Source organism: Brevundimonas sp. NPDC055812 (assembly GCF_053616535.1).
Window position 1 is genome coordinate 42,877 of record NZ_JBSHDX010000007.1, and the last position, 15,343, is coordinate 58,219.

Annotated in this window: 17 protein-coding genes; 7 read left to right on the forward strand and 10 right to left on the reverse strand. The window is 65.2% G+C overall.

Translation table 11 applies throughout. From position 1 onward, the window contains the following. Positions 1 to 33: 33 nt before the first annotated feature. Positions 34 to 2,499 (forward strand): TonB-dependent receptor, encoded by a 2,466-nt coding sequence (locus tag ACWGL1_RS12545; protein WP_452112183.1) that lies wholly within the window; start codon positions 34 to 36, stop codon positions 2,497 to 2,499. A gap of 7 nt (positions 2,500 to 2,506) precedes the next feature. Here ACWGL1_RS12545 and ACWGL1_RS12550 read toward each other — a convergent pair whose 3' ends face one another. Beyond that, positions 2,507 to 2,983 carry a hypothetical protein gene (locus ACWGL1_RS12550; RefSeq protein ID WP_338574746.1) on the reverse strand — a complete coding sequence of 159 codons (477 nt, stop codon included), beginning with the start codon at positions 2,981 to 2,983 and terminating at the stop codon, positions 2,507 to 2,509. Beyond that, positions 2,980 to 4,074 carry a tRNA preQ1(34) S-adenosylmethionine ribosyltransferase-isomerase QueA gene (gene queA / locus ACWGL1_RS12555; protein ID WP_452112270.1) on the reverse strand — a complete coding sequence of 365 codons (1,095 nt, stop codon included), beginning with the start codon at positions 4,072 to 4,074 and terminating at the stop codon, positions 2,980 to 2,982. The genes ACWGL1_RS12550 and queA overlap by 4 nt, the downstream gene beginning before the upstream one ends. Positions 4,075 to 4,189: 115 nt before the next feature. Here queA and ACWGL1_RS12560 point away from each other — a divergent pair, with 115 nt between their 5' ends. The 3 genes from ACWGL1_RS12560 (at position 4,190) to ACWGL1_RS12570 (ending at position 7,366) form a co-directional block, all read left to right on the forward strand. Then, the gene (locus ACWGL1_RS12560) at positions 4,190 to 4,648 is read left to right on the forward strand and encodes a MaoC family dehydratase (protein WP_291774893.1); all 459 of its coding nucleotides are present in this window, start codon (positions 4,190 to 4,192) and stop codon (positions 4,646 to 4,648) included. Positions 4,649 to 4,697: 49 nt separating this feature from the next. Beyond that, the gene (locus ACWGL1_RS12565; protein ID WP_452112184.1) at positions 4,698 to 6,371 is read left to right on the forward strand and encodes a lysine--tRNA ligase; all 1,674 of its coding nucleotides are present in this window, start codon (positions 4,698 to 4,700) and stop codon (positions 6,369 to 6,371) included. A 515-nt stretch (positions 6,372 to 6,886) separates the two neighbouring features. Continuing rightward, positions 6,887 to 7,366: an SH3 domain-containing protein gene (locus ACWGL1_RS12570; RefSeq protein WP_291774899.1), complete on the forward strand. Its 480-nt coding sequence runs from the start codon at positions 6,887 to 6,889 to the stop codon at positions 7,364 to 7,366. 63 nt (positions 7,367 to 7,429) lie between these two features. On the opposite strand, the gene ACWGL1_RS12575 is transcribed toward ACWGL1_RS12570, so the two are convergent. The 5 genes from ACWGL1_RS12575 to ACWGL1_RS12595 form a co-directional block, all read right to left on the reverse strand. Continuing rightward, complete coding sequence (locus ACWGL1_RS12575) at positions 7,430 to 7,888, reverse strand: S24 family peptidase (protein WP_452112185.1); 459 nt, start codon at positions 7,886 to 7,888, stop codon at positions 7,430 to 7,432. Positions 7,889 to 8,125: 237 nt separating this feature from the next. Beyond that, complete coding sequence (locus ACWGL1_RS12580; protein ID WP_291774905.1) at positions 8,126 to 8,560, reverse strand: hypothetical protein; 435 nt, start codon at positions 8,558 to 8,560, stop codon at positions 8,126 to 8,128. Between the two features lie 92 nt (positions 8,561 to 8,652). Beyond that, positions 8,653 to 9,000: a hypothetical protein gene (locus ACWGL1_RS12585; RefSeq protein ID WP_291774908.1), complete on the reverse strand. Its 348-nt coding sequence runs from the start codon at positions 8,998 to 9,000 to the stop codon at positions 8,653 to 8,655. A 105-nt stretch (positions 9,001 to 9,105) separates the two neighbouring features. Next, positions 9,106 to 9,513 (reverse strand): PaaI family thioesterase, encoded by a 408-nt coding sequence (locus ACWGL1_RS12590; RefSeq protein ID WP_338574756.1) that lies wholly within the window; start codon positions 9,511 to 9,513, stop codon positions 9,106 to 9,108. Then, positions 9,510 to 9,980: a PaaI family thioesterase gene (locus ACWGL1_RS12595; protein ID WP_343829690.1), complete on the reverse strand. Its 471-nt coding sequence runs from the start codon at positions 9,978 to 9,980 to the stop codon at positions 9,510 to 9,512. The genes ACWGL1_RS12590 and ACWGL1_RS12595 overlap by 4 nt, the downstream gene beginning before the upstream one ends. Before the next feature lie 72 nt (positions 9,981 to 10,052). Between ACWGL1_RS12595 and ACWGL1_RS12600 the strand changes: the two genes are divergently transcribed. Then, positions 10,053 to 11,087, forward strand: coding sequence for a ligase-associated DNA damage response exonuclease (locus ACWGL1_RS12600; protein ID WP_452112186.1), 1,035 nt, complete (start codon positions 10,053 to 10,055; stop codon positions 11,085 to 11,087). Positions 11,088 to 11,106: 19 nt separating this feature from the next. On the opposite strand, the gene ACWGL1_RS12605 is transcribed toward ACWGL1_RS12600, so the two are convergent. Then, on the reverse strand, positions 11,107 to 12,702 hold the full coding sequence (locus tag ACWGL1_RS12605) for a response regulator (protein ID WP_452112187.1): 1,596 nt from the start codon (positions 12,700 to 12,702) through the stop codon (positions 11,107 to 11,109). A 206-nt stretch (positions 12,703 to 12,908) separates the two neighbouring features. On the opposite strand from ACWGL1_RS12605, the gene queC reads away from it, so the two are divergent. Then, entirely contained in the window at positions 12,909 to 13,619 is a 711-nt protein-coding gene (queC, locus tag ACWGL1_RS12610) for a 7-cyano-7-deazaguanine synthase QueC (protein ID WP_452112271.1), read from the forward strand. Beyond that, a complete protein-coding gene (queE, locus tag ACWGL1_RS12615) occupies positions 13,616 to 14,251 on the forward strand; it encodes a 7-carboxy-7-deazaguanine synthase (RefSeq protein ID WP_291774925.1) in 636 nt (211 codons plus the stop codon). The genes queC and queE overlap by 4 nt, the downstream gene beginning before the upstream one ends. Before the next feature lie 3 nt (positions 14,252 to 14,254). Here queE and ACWGL1_RS12620 read toward each other — a convergent pair whose 3' ends face one another. Both ACWGL1_RS12620 and ACWGL1_RS12625 read right to left on the reverse strand, forming a co-directional pair. Beyond that, positions 14,255 to 14,518, reverse strand: coding sequence for a hypothetical protein (locus ACWGL1_RS12620; protein WP_338574761.1), 264 nt, complete (start codon positions 14,516 to 14,518; stop codon positions 14,255 to 14,257). A gap of 96 nt (positions 14,519 to 14,614) precedes the next feature. Then, positions 14,615 to 15,310, reverse strand: a complete 696-nt coding sequence (locus tag ACWGL1_RS12625; RefSeq protein WP_291774931.1) for a pirin family protein — start codon at positions 15,308 to 15,310, stop codon at positions 14,615 to 14,617. Between the last annotated feature and the right edge of the window lie 33 nt (positions 15,311 to 15,343).

A 15,343-nucleotide genomic window follows, 5' to 3' on the forward strand; every position in this document is an offset into this window, starting at 1 on the left:
GCCGGCGGTCCTGTTCAGGTGCAGGATGTGGTGGTGACCGGACTACGCGGAAGCCTGCGCTCGGCCCAGGCGTTGAAACGCAACGCTGACGAGGTGATGGACGCTGTCGTCGCCGAAGACATCGGCAAGCTGCCGGACGTGAACGCCTCGGAATCCCTGGCGCGGGTCACCGGCATCCAGGTCGAGCGAGGCGGCGGGGAAGCGTCGCGCGTGATCGTGCGCGGACTGCCCGATGTGGCCACCACCTATAACGGCCGCGACATCTTCACGGACCAGGGGCGTTCGGTCGCCATGCAGGACTTCCCGGCGGCGGCCATTGCTGCGCTGGAGGTCTACAAGTCCAGTTCCGCCTGGCGGCTGGAATCGGGCATCGCCGGTCTGATCAATGTACGATCGCGGCGGCCGTTCGACTTCGACGGTTTCGAGTTGTCGGCTTCGGCGAAGGGCTCCTACGCCACCCAGTCGGAAAGCTATGATCCGAACGGCGACATCCTGATCAGCAACCGCTGGAACACAGGCGCGGGCGAGGTCGGAGCCTTACTGAACCTATCATACACCAGCCTGCGCTATCTCGACTCCGTGCGCTGGGACAGCGGCGGCATCGTCGCCGTGGACGGGCAGTCGGCCGATCCGGCGGTTCAGGGCGCGCGTTATCCTGACGCCGTCGGCATCTTCTACGGGACCGGCGACCGCTGGCGTCCGTCGGCCAATCTGGCGCTGCAGTGGCGGCCGAACGACCAGTGGGAATTCTATGTCGACGCCCTTTACCAGGGCTATCGGGCCAAGATTTCGGACCGTCAGTTCATCGTGCCGCTGAACCATGAGACGACACGTTTTGACGACGTGACGCTGCGCGACGGCCGCAATGAAATCCAGAGCCTGACCCAGATCGCCGGCCGTCGTCCGGAGCATTGGCAGGGCGCCTCGACCGGCAAGACGAACACCTGGCAAGCGGCCGTGGGCGGCAGCTACAACGCCGGGCCGCTTCAGATCGCCTTTGATCTGGCGCGCACTGACAGTACCTATGAGTTCTCGAACTACAGCTTCGACACGGCCTTCACCCATGCGCCGGTGACGCTGATCGACTTCGATACGCCGCGCGAGGACGGCGGGGCGACCTTCGAGTTCCGCGACTTCGACGTCACGGACCCGAACAATTATGTCTATCGCGGCCTGTTCGACCGACACTTCATCGGCGCGGGCGACGACTGGCAGGCGAAGATCGATCTGACCTATGACACGGGAAACAGCTTGATCCCGCAGTTGAAGTTCGGCGTGCGCTACGTCGACCGCAACGGCTCTTATCAGAACGGCGAGCGGTATCAGAACCAGGAAGACCTGGGCCTGCCGCTGACCGCTATCCCCGTCGAACTGGACCTGATCCCGGCCGGGTTCAACGGCAGCGATCTTCAGGACATGCGCGCCTGGGTGTCGCCGACCTATGGCGGCCTGCGTCAGAACATGGACGCCCTGCGCGCCCTGGCCGGGTTCGAGCCGGGTCGTCCGCCCATCAACCCGGTTCAAACCTATGAGGCGTCGGAGAGGGCCTACACCGCCTATGGTCAGGCGGACTTCGCCATCAATACCCGCATTCCGATCGAAGGCGAACTGGGTCTGCGGATCGTCGCCACCGATTTCAGCGTGCGCGGAACCAGCCGTTCGATTGAGGGCGAGGAAGAGGTGTTCACGCCGGTCGATCAGGGCGGGCGCTACACGGACCTGCTGCCCAGCCTGGGCGTGCGCTTCATGCTGGATGAAGACCTGATCCTGCGCATGGCGGCGAACCAGACGCGGACGCGCCCGGCGTTCGGCCAGTTGAACCCCAGCCTGTTCATCAGCCCCTCGGCCGACACCTCGGGACGGCAGACGGCCTCGGGCGGCAACCCTGACCTGAAGCCGATCGAATCGACCAACTATGACCTGACGTTGGAACGCTACTTCGGTGATGCGGGCGCGGCGACGCTGGCGCTGTTCCGACGCGAGATTTCAGGCTTCATCGCCGATCAGACGATGGACATCGACGATCCTGTCTATGGCGTCCTGCGCGTCACGCGGCCCGTCAACCTGAACGACGCCGTGCTGCAGGGCGTGGAGACGTCCTTCACGACCTTCTTCGACTATGAGTTCGTGCCGGAATGGGCGCGGTCGTTCGGGGTGCAGGCCAACGCCACCTATATCGACGGGGCGCTGCCCTATGTGTCGAAATATTCCTACAACCTGACCGGCATGTATGAGAACGGGCCGTGGACGGCGCGGTTGGCCTATAATCTGCGGACCAAGTTCGGCAACGGCGTCATCGGCGAGCATGTGGACGACGTGGCGCGGCTGGACTTCTCGGCGGGCTGGTCGCCGACCGAGCGGATCACCGTGACCTTCGACGCCACCAATATCCTGGGGCAGCCGTTCCGATCGTTCTTCGACTATGGCGAGGGCGTCTATCCGCGCGACGTGCGTTACGAAGAGAGCCTTTATACCGTGGGGCTGCGCTTCCGGTATTGAGCCGAGATCAGCGCAGGAGCGTCTCGAGACGCTCCGCGCGTTGCAGGTCCTTGGGACGGCCGAACAGGCGGCATTTCTCGATCTGCTCGGCGACGCTGGGGATGTAGAGCGTTCCCCCGTCCAGTTCGATCGCCTGACGGGTGGTGAAGATGACCGGCGTCCAGTCGGCGCCCGCGCGAACGTCCATCATCGCCATGACCTCGACCGGGACCGGCGTGGTCAGGATCTGGCCGAAGACCTGCGATCGGAACAGGCCCTCGCCGGGGTCTTCCACGGTTTCGCCGTGCAGGGCCTCGATCAGGCGCCGGGCGTCGCGAGGACTGGTCATCACGTCGACATCGGGCACGTGCCATTCCGACAGGCCCGACAGCGCCATGCCAGCGCCCCCGAACACCCACCAGGGGTCCTGCAACTCGCTGGCCGCCGAGGCGAGGATGTCGAAGGTCGCGGCCAGGTTTTCGGGGAGATCGTCGATGTGGCTCATTGGGCGTCTTCCCGAAACAGCAGGCTTCCGTCGCCATAAGAATAGAAGCGGTAGCCGCTGTCGATGGCGTGGGCGTAGGCGGCCCGCATCGTCTCCAGCCCGGCGAAGGCGCTGACCAGCATGAAGAGCGTGGATTTCGGCAGGTGGAAGTTGGTCATCAGCACGTCGCAGGCGCGGAAGCGATAGCCCGGCGTGATGAAGATGGCCGTGTCGCCGTGGAAGGGCTGAACCACGCCACCCTCGCCGGTGGCGCTTTCCAATAGGCGCAGGCTCGTGGTGCCGACGCAAACGATACGCCCGCCCGTCGCGCGCACGGCGTTCAGGGCGGCGGCGGTCTCAGCCGAGACCTCGCCCCACTCGGAGTGCATCTTGTGATCGGCCGTGTCGTCCGCCTTGACCGGCAGGAAGGTGCCCGCCCCGACGTGCAGGGTCACGGCGTGGGTCGTAACGCCGCGCGCGCGGATGGCGTCCAGCAGAGCAGGGGTGAAGTGCAGACCCGCCGTCGGCGCCGCGACCGAGCCGTCATGCTCGGCGAAGACCGTCTGATAGTCCTTTAGGTCCTGATCATCCTCGGCCCGTTTTGCTGCGATATAGGGGGGCAAAGGCATGACCCCGACCTCGCGGATGGCGTCGTCCAGCACAGGACCGGCCAGATCGAAACGCAGGGTGACGAGGCCGTCCTCGCCCTTGGCGGTGATCTCGGCGTCGACCTGGCCCAGGAAACAGGCGTTGTCCTCCTCGCGCCCGAAACGCACTCGGTCGCCGACCTTCAGCCGCTTGCCGGGCTTCATGAAGGCGCTCCAGACGTCGGGCGCGTCGCGGTGGTGCAGGGTCGCCTCGACCGGCACCGACAGCAGCTCGCCCTCCGGCCCGGTGCGGTGGCGCACGCCCGACAGACGGGCGGGGATCACGCGAGTGTCGTTGAAGACCAAGGCGTCGCCGGGCTGCAGGAAATCCGGCAGGTCGCGGATGATCCGGTCCTGAAGCTCGCCGCCCTTTACGATCAGCAGGCGCGCCGAGTCACGCGGGTCGGCGGGGCGCAGGGCGATGCACGCCTCGGGCAGGTCGAAGTCGAAATCGGATGTCCGCATGAGGCGGGGAATGCTCATGCCCGGCCTTTGCGGTCAAGCGAGGCCCGGCGGAAAGTCGACTGGCGAAAACCGCTCCAGCCGCTATGTCAGACGCAGCCAATGGGAGTTTGAGTGCATGACCGACCGCTATCTGGACGACCTGACCGTCGGTGAAAGCTGGGACAGCGAACCCTTCACCATGACAGAGGCCGAGATCATCGCCTTTGCGACGGAGTTCGACCCGCAACCCATGCACATCGACAAGACGGCGGCCGAGGCGGGACGGTTCGGCGGTCTGATCGCCAGCGGCTGGCACGTCTGCTCGCGCGTCATGCGGCAGTTCGTGGATGAGGCCTATTTCGGCCAGACGCCGCTGCTGGGCATGAATGTCGACGCCCTGTGGTGGGTGCGGCCCGTGCGTCCCGGCGACACCCTGACGGTGCGCCGCGAGATCATCGAGATCCGCCCGTCCAAGAGCCAGCCCGACCGCGGCGTCGTCCGCACCAAGACGACCGTCACCAATCAGGACGGCGATCTGGCCATGAGCTTCGAGAACCAGATGCAACTCCCGAGGAACGCCGAAGCGCGGCTGTAAAACGCCGCGGCTGTTGACCCCGGGCCTCCAAGGCTTCAAAGCCCGGTGCATGCTACAGAACCTCGAAACCCTGTCCCGTGAGGCCCGTTCGTGGCCGTTTGAGCAAGCGCGCAACCTGCTGGCCCACGTGCTCAAAAAACGGCTGTCTGACGCGGAGCGCGACGCCGCAAAACTGCTGATCGACGCGGGCAAGACGGACGAGGCCCTGGCCACCTTCGAGGCGCTGAACAAGCCGGTGATCCTGGAGACGGGTTATGGCCCGTCGGGCCTGCCGCACATGGGCACCTTCGGCGAGGTGGCGCGCACGACCATGGTGCGCAACGCGTTCCGCGCCCTGACCGGCGATCACTGGGCCACGCGCCTGATCGCCTTCAGCGACGACATGGACGGCCTGCGCAAGGTGCCCGAGGGCATCCCCAACCCGGAGATGCTGCGCGAAGACCTGCACTTGCCGCTGACCAAGGTGCGCGATCCCTTCGGCACCCACGACAGCTTTGGCGCGCACAACAACGCCCGCCTGCGCGCCTTCCTCGACAGCTTCGGCTTTGAGTATGAGTTCATGTCCTCGACCGAGACCTATCGGTCGGGTCGGTTCGACGCGGCCCTGCTGACCATGCTGGAGCGCTTCGACAAGGTCATGGGCATCATGCTGCCGACCCTGGGCGAGGAGCGCCGCGCCACCTATTCGCCCTTCCTGCCGATCAGCCCGATCACCGGTCACGTGCTGCAGGTGCCGACGCTGGAGCGCAACGTCGAGAAGGGCACGATCGTCTTCGACGACCCGGCTGGCGGTCGCACCGAGGTCCCTGTCACCGGCGGTCATGTGAAGCTGCAGTGGAAGCCCGACTGGGCCATGCGCTGGACAGCGCTGGACGTCGACTATGAGATGTCGGGCAAGGACCTGATCGAGAGCGTGCGCGAGTCGTCCAAGCTGTGCCGCGCCATCGGCGGCGTCCCGCCTGAGGGCTTCAACTACGAGCTCTTCCTCGACATCGAAGGGAAGAAGATCTCCAAGTCCAAGGGCAACGGCCTGACCATGGAGGACTGGCTGCGCTACGGCACGCCCGAGAGCCTGAGCTGGTACATGTTCCAATCGCCGAAGTCGGCCAAGAGCCTGCACTTCAACGTCATTCCGCGCGCGACGGACGACTATCTGTCCTTCATCGAGCAGTACAAGACGCAGGAACCGGCCAAGCGGATGGACAACGCCGTCTGGCACATCCACTCGGGGAACCCGCCTGAGAGCGCCTCGCCGGTGTCGTTCGCCTTGTTGCTGAACCTGGTCGGCGTGGCCAACGCCTCGACCAAGGACCAGCTGTGGGCCTATTTCGCCAAATATCTGCCGGACGCCACGCCCGACAACCAGCCGGTTCTGGATCGGCTGATGGGCTATGCGCTGAACTACTACGAGGACTTCGTGAAGCCCTCGAAGACCTATCGCCTGCCGGACGACAAGGAGAAGGCGGCGCTGCTGGATCTGGCGGAACGTCTGAAGGGCTTGCCGGCCGACACGACCGACGGCGAGGCTATTCAGTCCGAAGTTTATGCCGTGGGCAAGGAGCACGCGTTCGACCCGCTGCGGGCCTGGTTCGGCGCCTTGTATGAGGTGTTGCTGGGCGCGTCGCAGGGGCCGCGCTTCGGATCGTTCGCCGCCATCTACGGCCTGCCGCAGACGATTGAACTGATCAAAAAAGGCGCCGCCGGCGGCTTGGCCGAAGGCTGAGGGTATTCGGGCCGTCGACGTTCTCGGCGGCCCGTCTTCGTCCGGGCTGTCAGGCGGCGAGGACAGCGCCGGCCAGTGAAACGACAGCCAAGGTCAGGAGCAGACCCTCAAACGGGGACGGCAGCCAGATCGATCTTCGATGGCGTCGGGTTCTTGTGCTGGGGACCATGATTTTCTCTCGCATTCCATAATGATCTGCAAGGCGAGCTCGGGAGAGCCGGAGAGCGGCAGCGGCTGGCCGTAAAGGCTGCGCCACAGCACATCCAGCGCTACGTCTGCTTTTCCAAGTGCGCCCATGAGGGTCATAGCGCCCGATATTGCAGGTCTTGCCCATCCCCCGAATGGGGGAGGAAATGAACAATATCTGTTTTTTCATATGCACTTGGGCGCACGAATCATCGGACCCGCTGCGTTCGGCAAGGAAGATGAACGGCATATAACGATCAGGCTCGGGGAGCCTTCAGCTTGGCCGAGGCATTCTCACTTCATCGACAACTCGATGACAGGAGAGACTTATGTCGAAGACCTTCAAGGCGGGTCTGGCCGCCACCGCCCTTTTCGCCGCTCTGGGTTCCGCCGCCGTGCCCATGACCGCCGCCGCCATGCCCCAGGCCAACGGCGTCACCAACTGTGATGCGCCCGGCGGTCGTCAGCAGGCGGGCGCCGCCATCGGCGCCGTGCTGGGCGGTCTGGCGGGCAGCCAGGTGTCCAAGAACGAGCGCGCCCTGGGCGCCGTGGTCGGCGCGGGGGCCGGTGCTGCGGCGGGCTCCTACATCGGCTGTAACCAGCAGCGCACGCGCGCTGCGGCCCAGGCCAACGCCAACATGTATCGCGCCACGTCCAACCTGCGTATCCGGTCGGGTCCCGGCACCCAGTATCGTCAGGCAGGCAGCCTGTCCGCCGGGCAGCCCTTCACCGCCGTGGGGTCGCAAGGCGAGTGGGTGCAGATCGCCGGCGGCGGGTGGGTCAACGCCCGCTATGTCGCGCCGAACTGATCGACGGCTTTCTCCCCCACGTTGATCAAGGCAAGGGCCGTTCCCGAAAGGGGCGGCCCTTCGCTATTGGCTGACCCATAGGATGCGGGCCATCCAGAGAAGCTGACGGCGGGGCAGGGTGCGTGGGTCATAAAGCGGATTGGTCGAACTCAGGGTCACCTCGCGGCTGTTCAGGGCGGAGATTTCCTTGGCCAGCGTCTCGCCGTCGATCGTGCGGACGACCACGCGGTCGCCGCGTCGGACCTCGGTCGCGTCCAGATCAACGATCACCCGGTCGCCGGGACGATAGACGGGCTCCATCGAGTCGCCGTCAATGGTCAGGCTGAAAAGGCTATCCTTGTGAGCCGGCAGTTCGGTCTGGTCCCAGCCGTCGGCCATGGGCAGACCGGCGTCATCGAAGAAACCTTCATCCCCTGCGCGTGCGAGGCCCAGAAGCGGAATGGGGCGTGGCTGGGATGAGGAATCATCGGCGAGGCCGGCGAACTCCCCCAGACTCAGGCCGCTCGTCGCCAGCACCTGCATCAAGCTTTCTGTCGAAGGCCAGCGCGGGCGCGGCGGGTCGCCTGGTCCCAGTCGTTTCGATGGATTGAAGCTGGTCGCGTCCAGCCCGGCTCGACGCGCCAATCCCGACGCTGAGAGGCCCTCACGTCGCGCCAAGGCGTCGATCGCTTTCCAAAGCTGGGAGTGGGACAGGGGCAAGGGCGCAAATTCTGAGGAAATATGCGCCTGAGGCTATCCGAATTGATTAGGAATATCTACCTATTCGTCCGCGATGCCGACCGCGCGTCGTTCCTGCCATGCGAAGAAGGTTCCCACGCCCAGCGCGATGATGATGCCGTAACCCGACATATTGATTACGGTGTAGAAGGCTGAAATCTCCGGGCGCAACTTCATCAAAACCATGAAATGGCTGGCGACCGCCAAGAGTTGAAAGGCGCTGGCCCACACGGGCCAGGTGCGAGGAGACTTCCATACGAGCGCGATAAAGATCGCTAAGGCGATGACGTCAATGATCAGCGTGGGCCACTGAACAGAGGCATAGCCGATGTAGGTTTGAGCCAACACTGAAAGAAACCATCCTCCCAGGACGGTTGCAGCGCCGATGCGCTCAGGACGCCCTCCTTTGGTCAGGGCGAAAAGACTGACCAGGACGATAAAGCCCGCTCCGATCAGTGCGGCGATGGTTTCCAGCAATGAAAAGCCCCCATTTGTCTCGCGACAATGGGGGCCAAGCTACATCATGCCGATTGGAAATCGGAGTGCCGACTCCAATCGTTACGCAGAATTCACGCCACGCGCAGGTGGCGTTCCTGGCTGCCCATCGGGCGGCTGTCCCATTCATCGGGCTTGTTGACCGGGCCAAGGGCATAGGTGCCATAGCCCAACCGACGGTGGTCCTTCTCAAGTTCAGCGTGGCACGCGATGACGGCCTCGCGAGCGGTGCTGAGAGCGGCGATCGCCTCCATGGCCTTGGTCTGGGAACCCGACGCGGCGACGGCGGAGAGGGAAAGGGCCGTACGAGCGCCGATCATGGCCTGAACCAGGGTCGTGGCGTGGGTGATGGCGTCATCCAGCGCTTTTTCAGTGGCGTGCAGTTCACCGGCGACGCCAGCGATGACTTCGTTGCGATCCATGGCTTTACCCCTCGCTAAAAGAACGATGGGAAAGAGTTAATGCATGTTAACTGTTTTGGGTAGAGATTTCTTTACAAAGTTTACAGTTGCGCTTTCGCCTGGTGGTCACGTCCCGGCGGTTTCCGGGTCAAGCAGGAAGTGAGCGGTAAGCGAGGCGATGGGCTCATGTCGTGCGTCTTGCCAGGCTTCTGCGACCACATGGGCGACGCGGCGCCCGGCCTTGTTGATTCGTGCGCGGGCGTAGACGTCAACCGGGCGGCCCGAACGGAGATAGGCCACCGTGACGTTGATCGGGCGAGGCAGACGAAGGCGCGGATAGGTGAGGGAGACCTGGGCCATGGCCGTCATCTCCAACAAGGCCGCGGTCGAGCCGCCATGCAGGGCGGGCAGCATGGGATTGCCGATCAATTTGTCGGTGAAGGGCATGACGACGGTCACTTCGTCGCCATTCGCCTGGGTCCTGAGGTTCAGGAAGCGCGCATACGGCAGGCTGTCGAGCAGGGAAGCGGTCATGCGGCGGTCTTCGGTTTCAGATTGGCGCCGGTCCGATGTTCGCCTTCCGCGCTGACCATATAGGCCGATTGGGCGGCGGCGACGGGGTCGGTCGGGTCGTCCTCGAAAGCCCAGGCGCGGACGAAGGCGAGATTGCGCGTCAGGCGATAGCATCGGGCTTCGGCCAAGAGATCGCGTCCCGGCGCCGCCGCGCGCATATAGTCGACGCGAAGGTCGAGCGTCGCCACCGGGCGGAATGCGCCCAGCCCGACCCAGACGGCCAGACCGCCGACGTGGTCCAGCAGGGTCGTGACAAGGCCGCCGGCCAGAACGCCGGTCTCAGGGTCGCCGACCAGGTCCTCACGATAGGGAACGCGTATCCGCACGCGGTCTCCGTCCAGTCCTGCGAAGGCGAAGCCGAGAGCATGGGTATGGGCGGCGCCCGAGGCCAGCTGAGGCAATAGGGTGTCTAGGAACGAATCCGTCATCAAGGCGTCCTGTGTCTTGTCCCGCCTTGGTCGCCCGTCGGGGGCGCTCTTGTCCAGCGGGCGGATGATTTGATGATCCGACCTCAAGATCTTCTGCGACCCGCGCCGGCGGGCCTCTATTGCCCGATCGGCGACTTCTATGTGGACCCTGTGCGGCCGGTAGATCGGGCGGTGATTACCCACGGCCATTCGGACCATGCGCGGTCGGGCCACGGCGCGGTGCTGGCGACCGCCCAGACTCTGGCCATCATGGCCGAGCGCTACGGCCCTGACTTTGCGGGACGCACTCAGGCCGCCGCCTATGGCGAGACGACGCAGATCGGTGGCGTGGGCGTGCGGTTCGCGCCTGCCGGGCACGTGCTGGGCTCGGCCCAGGCTGTGGTTGAGCGCGGCGGCCTGACCATGGTGGCGTCAGGCGACTACAAGCGGCGTCGAGACCCGACCTGCCTGCCGTTCGAGCCCGTCCCATGTCATGTCTTTATTTCGGAGGCCACGTTCGGCCTGCCGGTCTTCGTCCATCCGCCGGATGAAGAGGAGATCGCGCGCCTGATCCAGTCGCTGACTCAGTTTCCCGAACGCGCTCATCTGGTCGGCGCCTATGCGCTGGGCAAGGCGCAGCGGGTGATCCGGCTGCTGCGCGAGGCGGGGTGGGATCGGACCATTCATGTGCACGGCGCGTTGGAGCGTCTGAACCGGCTCTATCAGCACGAAGGGGTCGATCTCGGATCCTTGGCGCCCGCCACGGGGCTGAAGGCCGGCGCTTTGGGCGGAGAGGTGGTGATCGCGCCGCCTTCGGCCATTCAGGATCGCTGGGCGCGCCGGTTCGCCGATCCTGTGGCCGCCTTCGCTTCCGGTTGGATGGGGGTGAGGGCGCGAGCGCGCCAACGCGGTGTGGAACTGCCGCTGGTCATTTCGGACCATGCGGATTGGCCTGAACTGATCCAGACCTTCGAGGAACTGGCGCCGGAAGAAATCTGGATCACCCACGGCCGTGAGGAGGGCCTGCTGCGCTGGGCGGAGCTGAAGGGGGTTAAGGCGAGAGCCTTGCGCCTTGTCGGCTATGACGAGGAAGACGAAGAGCGGTCCGGAGACGAGGTCGTGGTCTGATTTGGCCGACTGACGTCCGTCAGGCGACGTCACGCGCGCGGGCGGAGACGGCCGCCGCAGCAGGTTCCAGCGCAGTGTTCATGGCCAGGCGCAGTCGCTCCGGCTTGATGGGCTTCTCCACCACGGCGGCCATGCCCGCGGCCAGATAGGCCTTGGCGTCGTCCGGGTCGGCGTTGGCGGTCAGGGCGATGACCGGAATGTCGCGTTGAGGCCCTTCCAGGGCGCGAATGGCCCGGGTGGCGCCGACGCCGTCCAGGCGCGGCATCTTGATGTCCATCAGGATCAGGTCAAACGGGCGCGACTGGACCGCTTCGACGGCTTCCTGGCCGTCCTCGACGGTTTCGGAGGTGCAGCCGAACATTTCGCACAGGGCCTGGGCGACCACGCGATTGGTGGCGTTGTCGTCGGCGATCAGCACATGGGGGCGCGCCTGGAGATGGAGGCTGTCCAGATCGGCGACATTGGTCGGCTCCTCGCGTTCGATGAAGGCGATCGGAGCGAACAGGTCAAAGGCGAAAGTGGCTCCGCGCCCGGTGTTGTTCTCGGCCCAGATACGGCCGTCCATGCACTCGACGAGGCGGCGGCTGATGGCCAGACCCAGCCCGGCGTCGTCTGTGGCCGGATCAAGCAGATCGGCGGCGCGGCGGTCGTCGACCGGGCCGTCGTCGCGAATGCGAGCCTCGATCAGGACGTGATCGCCCTGAGCCTGAGCCCTCAGGCTGGCTTCGACCATGCCGTGACGAGCGAACCTTAGCGCATTGCCGATCAGATTGTTGAACACCTGGCGCAGGCGATCGGCGTCGACCATCGCCGCCAGTTCCGTGTCGCCCTCATAGCCGACCATCAAGGTGACGCCGTCCTGAGCCGCACGCGGCGACCAATGGCTCTGCAACTCATCCATCAGGGTGCGCAGCGGAGTGGCGGTCGCGGCGATCTGCAGCTCCCCGGCCTCGGCGCGCGCCAGATCGAGCGCATCGCGCAGATTGTCCAGCATGTCCTCGGCCGAATCCATGATGGTCCGGGCGTGGGCCTTGGCCGCCTCGTTCAGCGGCTGGCGATGCAGCAGCTCGGCGACGGCCAGCACCCCGTTCATGGAAGTGCTGAGTTCGCGGTTGAGCAGACCCATGAAGCGGCTTTTATCGCGCGCCGCCGTTCGGAAGGCACGCTCGGCGGCGTCGGACGCGCGGAGTTCTTCGACAAGGCGCTGGTTCTCGTGGCGCTGGTCTTCATTGATGGCGCGAAGCAGGGCCACCGCCGTGCCGACGCCCCGATAGGCTCCGCCGCGCGTGACGATAAAGCCCCGCATCAGGGCGCCTGGTCCGCTTTTCAGTATGATGGAGGAGAAGGCGTCCACGCGAACGCCGGCCTCGATCACCGCCGGCTCCGGGTCCATCACGTGAATGACTTCGCGGGCCCCGTACAGGCTCTGGCCCAGCGGGCCCGCCAGCTTCAGCAGAAAATCCCCACGCTCGATCAGACCGATCGGACGGTCGCCGTCGACTACCGGTATCACCAGGGTGTCTGGCTCGCGCTGGAACCGCGCAAGAATCTCGCCGGTCATGGCGGTTTTCGCCACCGGCTCGACGCGGTCGGTCAGCACTTCGATCGTCGGCATTCGGCCGGCTCCTACTGAGGTTCTTTTACAATCTCAGAGAATCTTTTGCGGAAGGGTTAAGCCGCTGCGATTATTCTTCAGTCTCGCCGCCTTTGCCGAGCCTGCGTCTCTGGCGTATAGGGGGGCGGCGTCCCATCTATCCGACCCCGGTTTCTTTTTTGAATGCGCGCGGCCTGCCGGCCGACCGCAGATTTGTCATGAACGCAATCGCGCAACATTCTGAAAAAACAGCTCTTGTTCTCTTTTCCGGCGGGCAGGACAGCGCCACCTGCCTGGCCTGGGCGCTGGAGCGGTTCGATCGGGTGGAGACGGTCGGCTTCGACTACGGCCAACGTCATGCGGTCGAGATGCGGGCGCGCCAGGCGGTGCGCCAGGAAGTGGTTAAGGTCCTGTCGCAGTGGGCGAACCGGCTGGGAGACGACCATGTCGTCGATCTGACCGGCTTCGGCGCCATCGGCGAGACGGCGATGACCACCGAGCGCGCGATCGAGGCGGATGCGCGGGGCTTGCCCAACACCTTCGTACCGGGGCGCAACCTGATCTTCCTGGTCGCCGCGGCGGCTCTGGCTGACCGTCGGGGGCTGGAGATCCTCATCGGCGGCATGTGCGAGACCGATTACTCCGGCTATCCGGACTGTCGAAACGAGACCATTCAGGCGACGGCGCGCGCCCTGTCGCTGGGGTTGGACAAGTCCGTGCCGGTCGAAACGCCGCTGATGTTCCTGACCAAGGCCCAGACCTGGGCGCTGGCGGACCGGATCGGGGGCTCCGCCCTGGTGGAGGCGATCATCGAGTTCAGCCACACCTGCTACCTGGGCGACCGGACGCATCGTCGCGCCTGGGGCTATGGCTGCGGCGCGTGCCCGGCCTGCGAACTGCGCGCGGCGGGCTATGCCGAATGGGCGGTCGGCGCATGACCTATTCGGCCAAGGAAGTCTTCCTGACGGTGCAGGGCGAGGGCGGGCAGGCGGGGCGTCCGGCCGTCTTCCTGCGCTTCGCCGGCTGCAACCTGTGGAGCGGGCTGGAGCGGGATCGCGCCACGGCCGTCTGCACCTTCTGCGACACCGATTTCGTCGGCGTGAACGGCGATGGAGGCGGCAAGTTCAAGACCGCCGACTTGATGGCAGACCATGTCGCCGGGATGTGGCGCGGACGCGAGGGCGATCCGAAGCTGGTGGTCTGCACGGGCGGCGAGCCCTTGATGCAGCTGGATGCGCCCCTGATCGAGGCCCTGCATGCGCGCGGCTTCGAAGTCGCCATCGAAAGCAACGGCACCCTGACAGCGCCGGACGGCATTGACTGGATCTGCATCAGCCCCAAGGCCGACGCGCCTGTGGTCCAGACCTCGGGCCAGGAGCTGAAGCTGGTCTTCCCTCAACCGCTGGCCATGCCGGATCGCTTCGAGAATCTCGATTTCGAGCGTTTCTGGCTCCAGCCCATGGATGGCCCTGATCAGGCCGCCAACACCGCCGCCGCCATTGAGTACTGCCTGACTCATCCGCAATGGCGGCTCAGCGTCCAGACGCACAAATACATCGGGGTGAGATAGCGATCAGCAGGCCTTGCCCTGACGCTGCCTCTGTTCGCAGCGGCGTTGTTCGCGCTCGTATTCACGCTGTTCGCGCTCGCGTTTGGCCTTGGTTTCCTCGTCCGAGGTGGTGACCGCGTCGAATCCGGCGCCGACAGCCGCGCCGGTTACCTTGGCCGCGCCGCCGACCACGGCGGCCCCGGCGCCGACGACGGCGCCCGCGACGCAACCCTGGAGCAACAGGGCGCTTGCCAGGAAGAGGGCGAGAGCAGGGAGGCGCTGGATCATGGGGACAGTGTGCCCGCGCTCCGCAGTCCTGTCAGCGCGCAAAAGAAAGGGAGCGCTTTTTCAAGCGCCCCCTGTGATTTTTCGATCAGTCGCCTCTTACAGACTGTCGACCATAACCAGTTCGGCGTCCTGCTGGGCCGTGATCGTGATCGTCGGTTCGTCGACGATGCCAGCGCCGTCGCGGGCGTTCAGCGCCGCGCCGTTGACCTCCACCTGGCCGACCGCGGGCACCAGATAGGCGCGACGACCGGCCGCCAGGTCATAGGACAGGCTTTCGCCCGCCTTCAGCGTGGCGGCCAGAACGCGCGCATCGGCGTTGATGGTCAGGGCCTCGTCCGCCGGATCGCCCGAGGCGACGATGGTGAACTGTCCCGAGCGGTCGCTCTTCGGAAACTCGCGCTGACCCCAGGAGGGCTGAGCGCCGGGCCGATCCGTCTCGATCCAGATCTGGAACAGGGTCGTGAGCTCATTCTCCATGTTGTACTCGGCGTGGCGCACGCCGGTGCCTGCGCTCATCACCTGAACGTCCCCGGCCGCAGTGCGGCCCGTATTGCCCATGGAGTCCTGATGGGTGATGGCTCCGGTGCGGACGTAGGTGATGATCTCCATGTCCGCGTGCGGATGAGGCGGGAAACCCGACTGAGCGGCGATCTCATCGTCGTTCCAGACGCGCAACCGGCCCCAACCCATGCGCTTCGGGTCATAGTAGTTGGCGAACGAGAAGTGATGCTTGGCGTTCAGCCAGCCGTGGTTGGCGCCGCCGAGCGTCTTGAAAGGTCTGACGTCGATCATGGTGTGGTCTCCCATCTGAGGAATGCTTGAGAC